We start from the raw sequence: 8049 nt of genomic DNA, 5'->3' as shown, positions 1-8049 counted from the left end.
GCATTGGCAGGGCCGCCAGGGGGAAGGACGACCTTGGGGCCGCGATAGCTCTTGTCGCCGTAGACATCGAACTTGGCGGGCGGGCACCAGGGCTCATGGGGCTGGAAAGTGTCAATCCACAGAAGGTGCGGCCGCCCGGCTGCGCGGGCCTGCTCGATCACGCGGAGCGCCGTGTCCATCGTCTGCCAGCAGGGGAAGTCCTGCGGCTCCACGCGGCCGTCCAGGTTGCGCAGAGCCGTGAGGACCACGTTGCGCCAGTTCTCGGGCATGCGGTCGGTCACGTGGTCGTCGAGCTTCAGGTGCCGGAGCGGGCCGGCCTTGCAGGCGTCGTACTCGGCGCCGCGGACCCAGTGGAAGATGTCGCAGGCGCGGTGGAAGTTCATGTCGGGCTTGAAGAGGTGGTACGTGTCGGCCACGAGGGCGGTGAGGTAGCCCTCTTTGCGGAAGAGCTGCATGCAGGTCACGTCGGTCGGCACCAGGGGTTGCCAGGTGCGGTTGGTCAGCGAGCTCTGGCCCATGAACAGATCGGTGCGGACCGGGATGGTGGGCAGCCCCTCGGGGTACACATTGTCGAAGACGATGGCCTCGGCCGCGAGGGCGTCGAGGTGCGGCGTGCGAATGGGGCAGCCGTCCCACCCGTAGAAGCTCACGTGGTCCTGCCGCAGCGAGTCGAGCATCACGACGACGAAGTTCATCCGTCGGTCCTTTCGGCAAAGGTGGAGGGTGACGCCGCAATTGTACGCAAGCCGGTGCCGCGAGGCAACCGCGATTGACAAGCGGGCGGCGCCGTGACAGTATACTGGCACCGATGACGGAGAAGAAGTCTCGCGGTACGGTCTACGAAGGCTTGAACGGAGGCATCGCACTATGCGGGCGGTCACCTTCCTGCTGCGGTCTTGCATCCTCGCCGTGGCGTCGTCGAGTCTGGCGGCCGGGTGGTTCGTCGGTCCGGAGGGAGCGCCCGCGAACCCCGGGACGAGGGAGGCGCCGTGGGACATCGCGTCGGCCCTCGACGGCAAGCAGAAGGTGGCTCCGGGCGACACGCTCACCCTGCTCGCGGGGACCTACAAGCGGCGGCCGAAGGAGCAGTTCGACGTGCGCCTGGTCGGCACGGAGGAGAAGCCCATCCACGTCCGCCCCGCGCCCGGCGCGCGGGCGACGATTGACGGCGGTCTCGCGGTCCAGGCGCCCTCGGCCCACGTGTGGATATGGGACCTGGAAGTGCTGGTCTCGGAGCCAAACCCCGAGAAGATCGAGACCGGCGGGTCGCACCCGAAGGACTTCGACCGCCCCTGGGGCGGCCTGAACATGTTCGGGGGGAGGAACTGCAAGTACATCCACCTCGCCATCCACGACACGCGCCAGGGGATTAGCTGTTGGACGGGCGAGAAGGACTGCGAGATCTACGGCTGTGTGATCTACGACAACGGCTGGCTTGCGCCCGACCGCGGCCACGGCCACTGCATCTACACGCAGAACAAGGACGGCGTCAAGACCATCGCGAACTGCATCCTCACCTGCCGCTACCCCGGCACCTACACGATGCATGCCTACGGCTCGAGCCGCGCCGACGTGGACAACTATCTGCTCACCGACAACATCGCCTACGGCCTGGGCACGTTCCTCGTGGGCAGCGGCAAGCCGAGCCACAACATCCGCGTCCTGCGCAACTGCCTCCACGACGTCTCGATGCAGATCGGCTACAACGCGCCGGAGAACGAGGACTGCGAGGTGCGCGACAACGTCATCGTCAACGGCGGCCTGAGCATCAACAAGTACAAGAAGGCCGTCAACGAGGGCAACCTGGTCCTCGCCAAGGGCGCGAAGCGGCCGCCCGGCGCCAAGATCGTGCTGTTGCCCAGCAAGTACGACCCGAGCCGAGCACATCTGGCAGTCTACAACTGGGAGCAAGCCCGCGAGGTGCAGGTGCCGGTCGCGCCGTTCCTCAAGCCGGGCGACTCGTTCCGCCTCTACGACCCCAAGGGCCTCTTCGGCAAGCCCGTGCTCGAGGGCAAGTGCGGGGGCGAGGCCATCGCTGTGCCCGTCAGCGGCGAGTTCGCCGTGTTCGTCCTCTTCAAGGAGAAGTGAACCCGAGATGAGTGACGCCCAGCAGGACGTGAAGGACTTGTGGCGGAAGGCCCAGGACTCGGTGAAAGTGGCGGGCGAGCTGCTCGACCAGAAGCACGAGGACTATGCGGCGACCTCGGCGTATCACGCGGCGTTCTTCGCGGCGTCGGCCCTGTTGCTGGCGGGGGGCAAGAGCTTTGCCGCGCACGGCGCTGTGCGGGCTTACTTACACAAACACTATGTGCGCAAAGGGGGCCTGAGCCGCGAGGCGGCCGCCGCCTACAACGCGCTCTTTAGCCTCTGCGACGCCGGCGGCCGGGGCGTAGCGAAACAGGTCTCCCCCGCCAAGGCCAGGAAGGCCCTCGACGACGCCCGGGCGTTCCTTGCCGCCGTCGAGGCGCTGTTGGTCGCGCAGGCGGCAGGCGACTGATCGGGGGTTTTCTCCAACGCCTCCACGTCCAGCAGGTCCTGCGGCCTGCCGCTTGCCTTCTTCGCGCGGATCAGTTCCGCCTTGCCGATCACGTGGATGGGCACGCCGCCGTAAGTCGTCTCGACGCGGCCTGTCCACGCTTGCTCGAAGTCCACGCCCGCGATGGCCATGATCACGTCAATGCGGTTTGGGGCCACGCCGAGCTGGTAGATCATCTCTGGATCGGCGAAGTCCCTGGGGGTCACCCCCTCCAGCGGCGCGCCGAAACGAGCCAGCGCCCGGAAGACGCGCTCCGCGCTCTCGCGCGTCGGCCTTACCCAGGCATCCATGTGTTTGCTATAGCGTGGTTGGGTGTGGACGGCGTGCGCTCCCACGAGCAGATATTCAGCGCCCGCGTCGTTGAAGGCACTGAACAGATCTCTGAAGTCGGGGTTGACTGCCATCCTTCCCCCTCAGAATGTCGGCCTCGGCGACCATCTCCCACGCGGCAGCCAGGCGCGCTTCGGCGCCCAACTCGCGCCAGAACTCCCGGTCGCAGCTCCCGTCATCCTCTCGTCGGCGGGTGAGCCTCGCCTTGAACACTCGCTTCGGCGTGTGTGCCGTCACCGCGACGCCTCCGGTTGCGTTTTGCAGCCCTTTCGATTATATGAGACGACGCTCGGGAAATCACCCCAGGAGATGGCGGAGCCGATGGATATCTGGCTGGGAAGCGCGGGCAGATCGGGGCGGCGAGAACCCTTCGCCGACGGGGCGCTCGTGGTCTGCTCGCGCAAGGGCGTGCACCCCAGCGAAGCGGCCCTGCTCCACGCCCTGCCCAAGGGCCGCGGCGGCTCCGCCCTCGTGGTCAACAGCACCGAAGCTCTCGCAGGCCTGGCCCTCCGCGCCCTGAACCCCGACCTGGCCGTGCACTGCCACTTCGACGACGCCTGGGACCTTGCGGCCGCACGGGCCAACGTGAAGCGGCAACGGCGCCTCGCGCCCGAGCTCGGTCTCGCTCCCGACCCGCCCGAAGGCCCCTGGGACTTCGTGGTTCTACCCTTTGGCATGGCCGGCGTGGCGGAGCTGGTCCACGAGCGGCTTGCCTTCGCCCTGAGGTGCCTGAGGCCCGGCGGCCTGCTCTTCACGAGCACCGACAACCGCTCCGACCGCTTCCTGCACGAGGCGGTCGTCGGGCTCTTCGGCTCCGCCACCTCGGTGCCCGGCCCCACGCGCCGCAGCGGCGTGGCCTATGTCGCCCGACGCCCCAGGGAGCCGAAGCTCCGCCCGCGGGAGTTCCGTCGCACCTTCACCGTGCGAGAAGGGGAGGGCGTGCTGTCGTTCGTCTCGCGGCCCGGCGTCTTCTGCCACGGCCGGCTCGACGACGGCACGCGCGCGCTGCTCGCCGCGCTCGACGTGGGCGAGGCGAGACGCATCCTCGACCTCGGCTGCGGCGTGGGGGTGCTCGGCCTCATCGCCGCGCGTCGCAGCCCGGCATCCCGCGTGACGCTCGTGGATTCCCACGCCCGCGCCATCGAGTGCACACAGGCCAATGCCGCCGCGCTCGGGGTCGAGAGCCGCTGCCAAGCCTTTGTCTCGGCCGACCCGCTCGGCGACCTGTCGCCCGGCTTCGACCTCGTGGTCTCGAATCCGCCCTACTACGGCCACTACCGCATCGCCCAGATGTTCCTCGACACGGCCGCGAAGGTCCTTGTCCCCGCAGGCCGCATCCTGCTCGTGACCAAGGACCCCGACTGGCACCTCGAGGCGGCTCGAGAGCGCTTCGCCAACGTCGAGTCCCGGCGGGCCGGCGGCTATGCGATTGTGACGGCGACGCGGCGGGCTTGACATCGCCGCCCATTTGAGGCAAAGTGGTGCCGTCGAAACATTCGTAGCGCGGCCTTCAGGCCGTATCTTCGGTGGGTGCGAAGGTACGGGCTGACGCCCGCACTAGAAACCCCCTTGGGAAAGGAGCACGAGATGGCGAAGTTCGTGGACGCGCAGGGCAGGACGAAGTACCGCTTCACCTTCGGGCCGTGGAACATTCACGAGGGCGCCGACCCCTTCGGGCCGCCCGTGCGCACCAGCTTCTCGTTCGACCAGAAGCTCCGCATCCTCAAGGACCTCGGCTTCGACGGCATGCAGTTCCACGACGACGATGCTGTGCCCGACCTCGACTCCAAGACCCCCGCCCAGATCGCGAAGGCGGCCAAGGCGATGAAGCGCAAGCTCGACAATGCCGGAATCGTCCCCGAGTTCGTCGCCCCGCGCCTCTGGGAGACGCCGCGCGGCATTGACGGCGCCTACACTTCGAACTCCGCCGCCGACCGCCGCTACGCCATCGAGCGCTCGAAGAAGGCCATTGACATCGCCAACCTCATCGGCACCCGCGACATCGTCCTCTGGCTCGCCCGCGAGGGCACCTACGTGCGCGAGGCCAAGAACGCCATCGAGGCGTATCGTAGGCAGGTGGACGCCATCAACCAGATGCTCGACTACGACAAGGGCATCCGCATCCTCATCGAGCCCAAGCCCAACGAGCCGATGGACCACGCCTACGTGCCCACCATGGGCCACGCCGTCGCCGTCTCGTACATGACCATTGACCCGGCGCGCGTCGGCTGCAACATGGAAAGCGCCCACAGCATTCTCGCCGGCCTCGACCCCTCCGACGAGATGGCCTTCGCGCTCAGCGTCGGCAAGCTCTGGAGCATCCACCTCAACGACCAGAATGGCCCGAAGTTCGATCAGGACCGCGCCTTCGGCATGGTCAACCTGCGGCGGGCCTACAACCAGGTGCGCGTTCTGGAGCTGGGCGGCTACGGGCGCGACGGCAACATGGTCGGGTTGGACATCAAGGCCATGCGTCCGCAGCGCAAGCCCATCTCCACCAAGCACCTCACCCACAGCCGCGAAATGTTCCTCTGGCTTCTCGAGAAGGTCCGCACGATGGACGCGAAGGCCGAGGCCGCGTGCATCGCGGCCCGTGACTACGAGGGCCTCGACCGCCTCGTCATGCGCCACCTGATGACCGGCAGCCTGCCGAATAGGGTGTGAACGAAGACGGGAAAGCATCGGACGCAAAGCGGCAAGCATCTGGAGTCGAACGGGGCCAGCCGTCTGCGCATGCAAGACGAGCAAGCGATGCTCTGCGCGCCAGTTCGTGGCGACTTCGGCTACGCGAGAGAATGGAGTCCTGAGAGTGAGCGCACCAGATGAGTCGCAGACCCTCGCCAAGGCTGTCGGGGTAGCGAGAGAGTACGCGGATATCGTGGTGAAGGGGCCTCTGTCAGAACTCGGTGGCATGCTCACTGATGTAGTGGGGAACTGGCGCCTAAAGAACAGGGTCCGCATAATGCTGAGAACCAAACGGTGGCTGGAAGAGAGAGGCGTGGAGCCTCGCAAGGTGCTCCCTGACGTTTTCGTGCCGTTGCTAGAGGATGGGGGCAACGTGGAGGATGAGTCGCTTTCAGACATGTTCGCGTCGCTTCTTGCCTGCCACCTCGACCCGGCTCAGCAGGCCCAGGTGCATCCGTCATATACAAAGGTGCTCGCGCAACTCTCACCCCTCGATGCGAGAATCATGCTTATCTTCAGGCAGGGCGTCTCAGACAGGGTGGCGCGGGAGAGCGGGCTCAAGGGTCATGTGCTCGCTGCTCGTGAGATAGCGAATGGACTGGACATGCCGTTTCGTGCCGCTTACCTCTCGTGTCTCAATCTTGAGCGGCTCGGCATCGTTGAGAATGTAAGGGTCCAGCCGCCCAAAGAGCATCCGGTCCCTCACATGTTCGAGGATGATCCCTCGTTCCAGCGGTACCGCATGTCCGAATATGGTGTGGCGTTCTGTGATGCCTGCCATTACCCGAGCGGGGGTGACTAGCCTCTAATCAAGCGCATTTCACAAGTTCAGGGGACACCGCACTTATCTCCGGTCGCAAGGACGGGCGAGATTCCTTGACTTCGCGGCGCTTCGCTCGGAATGACGGGCGGGGCAGGCGCGAGAAGGGACTCAAGTGACCAAAGGGACAGGAGGGACGTGGCGGAGGGTCGCGGCAGTCTTCGTGGGGGGGCGCATCTTCAGATATCAACTATCCGAACGTGACGGAGGGGCAATGGGGGAAGAGATGACCGCCTGAAGGCGGGGCTGCGAGCGCGGGTGTTGCGTGCGCAAGCCTGCCCGGGCGAAGCGAAGTGTCCGAGCGCCCTGCCCCGTTCTTGCCCTACGGGGATTGCTTGGCGTTCTTGGCGCCTTCGCGGCTGAGGCAGGCCTGGGCTGACCGCCAAAACGCCAAGGACGCCAAGGGGAGGGCGGGGTGTCGAGTGGTGGTGAAGGAAGCGAGGCGGCGGGGCAGGCCCCACTTGACGCACAGTGCCGCCTAGGGCATGATTGCGTCAATGAAGAGCATCCGTGATTGCTTCGGGAACGATGTGCGGCTCACCAATGAGCGGATGGCCCATATCCTGGAGCATCCCGAGATGGTCGGACTGGAGGCCGAGGTGGAGCGCGTCCTCCGTGCCCCTGCCGAAGTCCGCCTGTCCCGATCCGACGATGCCGTGAGGCTCTTCTACAGGTTCTATGGCCGCACGCTCGTGGGTGGAAAATGGCTCTGCGTCGTGGTAAGATACGTAGAGAGCGATGCTTTCGTCGTCACTGCCTACCTGACGGACAAGCCGAAGTCTGGAGACGTGATATGGCCGAGAAAGTGAAAGTGTGGTTCGACGTCGAAGGCGACTACCTGGAGGTGCGGTTCCACGATGCCCCCGGGTACCTGCGCGAGACGGCTCACGACGCCATGATGGAACGGGTGGACGAGGATGGCCACATCCTTGGGTTCAGCATCCTGGGCGTCAGCCGCTTCCGCAAGGGCTCCCCCCTCGAGGCCGAACTCGCCATCAAACGGTAAGCGCTGTCCTGAGGGAACGGGCGGAAAGGGCATCGCGTTTTCAGATATCAACTGTCTGAACGCTGTGCGGGGCGATGGGGGGAGAGGGGGCCTGGAGCGTCCACCTCAACGACCAGAATGGCCCGAAGTTCGATCAGGACCGCGCCTTCGGCATGGTCAACCTGCGGCGGGCCTACAACCAGGTGCGCGTTCTGGAGCTGGGCGGCTACGGGCGCGACGGCAACATGGTCGGGTTGGACATCAAGGCCATGCGTCCGCAGCGCAAGCCCATCTCCACCAAGCACCTCACCCACAGCCGCGAAATGTTCCTCTGGCTTCTCGAGAAGGTCCGCACGATGGACGCGAAGGCCGAGGCCGCGTGCATCGCGGCCCGTGACTACGAGGGCCTCGACCGCCTCGTCATGCGCCACCTGATGACCGGCAGCCTGCCGAATAAGGTCTGAGGGCGTTTGTGACCGCGCGGGCGGTGGCTCAGATGGCTCGAGCCTCCCCGAGTCCCTTTGAGTCCCTTGAACGGCCAGGGGCGAGAAAGGGAGAGAGGTCTCGACGGCCTTGCATGCAGCGGGCTGGTGACCAGGCGTGTGCTCCGCCGTGGCTGGGCGGCTGCCTGGGCTCACTTGGCGGGCGGAGCCGGGGGAGCCTTGGCGTCAATCTCGCCGACCTTCTCGGTGG

General features: G+C 66.1%; 9 protein-coding genes. 8 read left to right on the top strand and 1 reads right to left on the bottom strand.

Features of this window, described 5'->3' with window-relative positions; translation table 11 throughout:
• On the bottom strand, positions 1–695 hold a 695-nt coding region (locus PLE19_23380; GenBank protein HPD17891.1), incomplete at its 3' end, for a sulfatase-like hydrolase/transferase.
• A 172-nt stretch (positions 696–867) separates the two neighbouring features.
• Between PLE19_23380 and PLE19_23375 the strand changes: the two genes are divergently transcribed.
• From PLE19_23375 to PLE19_23340, 8 genes are all read left to right on the top strand, one after another.
• Positions 868–2088, top strand: coding sequence for a hypothetical protein (locus PLE19_23375; GenBank protein ID HPD17890.1), 1221 nt, complete (start codon positions 868–870; stop codon positions 2086–2088).
• 7 nt (positions 2089–2095) lie between these two features.
• Positions 2096–2497 (top strand): HEPN domain-containing protein, encoded by a 402-nt coding sequence (locus PLE19_23370; GenBank protein ID HPD17889.1) that lies wholly within the window; start codon positions 2096–2098, stop codon positions 2495–2497.
• A 690-nt stretch (positions 2498–3187) separates the two neighbouring features.
• The gene (locus PLE19_23365) at positions 3188–4321 is read left to right on the top strand and encodes a methyltransferase (GenBank protein HPD17888.1); all 1134 of its coding nucleotides are present in this window, start codon (positions 3188–3190) and stop codon (positions 4319–4321) included.
• A gap of 132 nt (positions 4322–4453) precedes the next feature.
• A complete protein-coding gene (locus PLE19_23360; GenBank protein ID HPD17887.1) occupies positions 4454–5530 on the top strand; it encodes a TIM barrel protein in 1077 nt (358 codons plus the stop codon).
• A gap of 145 nt (positions 5531–5675) precedes the next feature.
• Positions 5676–6353, top strand: coding sequence for an Abi-alpha family protein (locus PLE19_23355; protein HPD17886.1), 678 nt, complete (start codon positions 5676–5678; stop codon positions 6351–6353).
• Between the two features lie 515 nt (positions 6354–6868).
• Positions 6869–7180 carry a DUF4258 domain-containing protein gene (locus PLE19_23350; GenBank protein ID HPD17885.1) on the top strand — a complete coding sequence of 104 codons (312 nt, stop codon included), beginning with the start codon at positions 6869–6871 and terminating at the stop codon, positions 7178–7180.
• Positions 7165–7377, top strand: a complete 213-nt coding sequence (locus tag PLE19_23345) for a DUF2283 domain-containing protein (protein HPD17884.1) — start codon at positions 7165–7167, stop codon at positions 7375–7377. The genes PLE19_23350 and PLE19_23345 overlap by 16 nt, the downstream gene beginning before the upstream one ends.
• A 74-nt stretch (positions 7378–7451) precedes the next feature.
• Positions 7452–7820 carry a hypothetical protein gene (locus PLE19_23340; GenBank protein ID HPD17883.1) on the top strand — a complete coding sequence of 123 codons (369 nt, stop codon included), beginning with the start codon at positions 7452–7454 and terminating at the stop codon, positions 7818–7820.
• Positions 7821–8049 lie beyond the last annotated feature (229 nt).

The organism is Planctomycetota bacterium (assembly GCA_035384565.1).
GTDB lineage: Bacteria > Planctomycetota > PUPC01 > DSUN01 > DSUN01 > DAOOIT01.
The sequence above is the reverse complement of the archived record's forward strand: the minus strand, read 5'-3'. Positions and strand labels throughout refer to the sequence as shown.

Excerpts from the sequence above, each read along its gene's own strand:
- PLE19_23375 (HPD17890.1), top strand. The coding sequence starts at position 868 with ATGCGGGCGGTCACCTTCCTGCTGCGGTCTTGCATCCTCGCCGTGGCG.
- PLE19_23370 (HPD17889.1), top strand. The coding sequence starts at position 2,096 with ATGAGTGACGCCCAGCAGGACGTGAAGGACTTGTGGCGGAAGGCCCAG.
- PLE19_23365 (HPD17888.1), top strand. The coding sequence starts at position 3,188 with ATGGATATCTGGCTGGGAAGCGCGGGCAGATCGGGGCGGCGAGAACCC.
- PLE19_23360 (HPD17887.1), top strand. The coding sequence starts at position 4,454 with ATGGCGAAGTTCGTGGACGCGCAGGGCAGGACGAAGTACCGCTTCACC.
- PLE19_23350 (HPD17885.1), top strand. The coding sequence starts at position 6,869 with ATGAAGAGCATCCGTGATTGCTTCGGGAACGATGTGCGGCTCACCAAT.
- PLE19_23345 (HPD17884.1), top strand. The coding sequence starts at position 7,165 with ATGGCCGAGAAAGTGAAAGTGTGGTTCGACGTCGAAGGCGACTACCTG.
- PLE19_23340 (HPD17883.1), top strand. The coding sequence starts at position 7,452 with ATGGGGGGAGAGGGGGCCTGGAGCGTCCACCTCAACGACCAGAATGGC.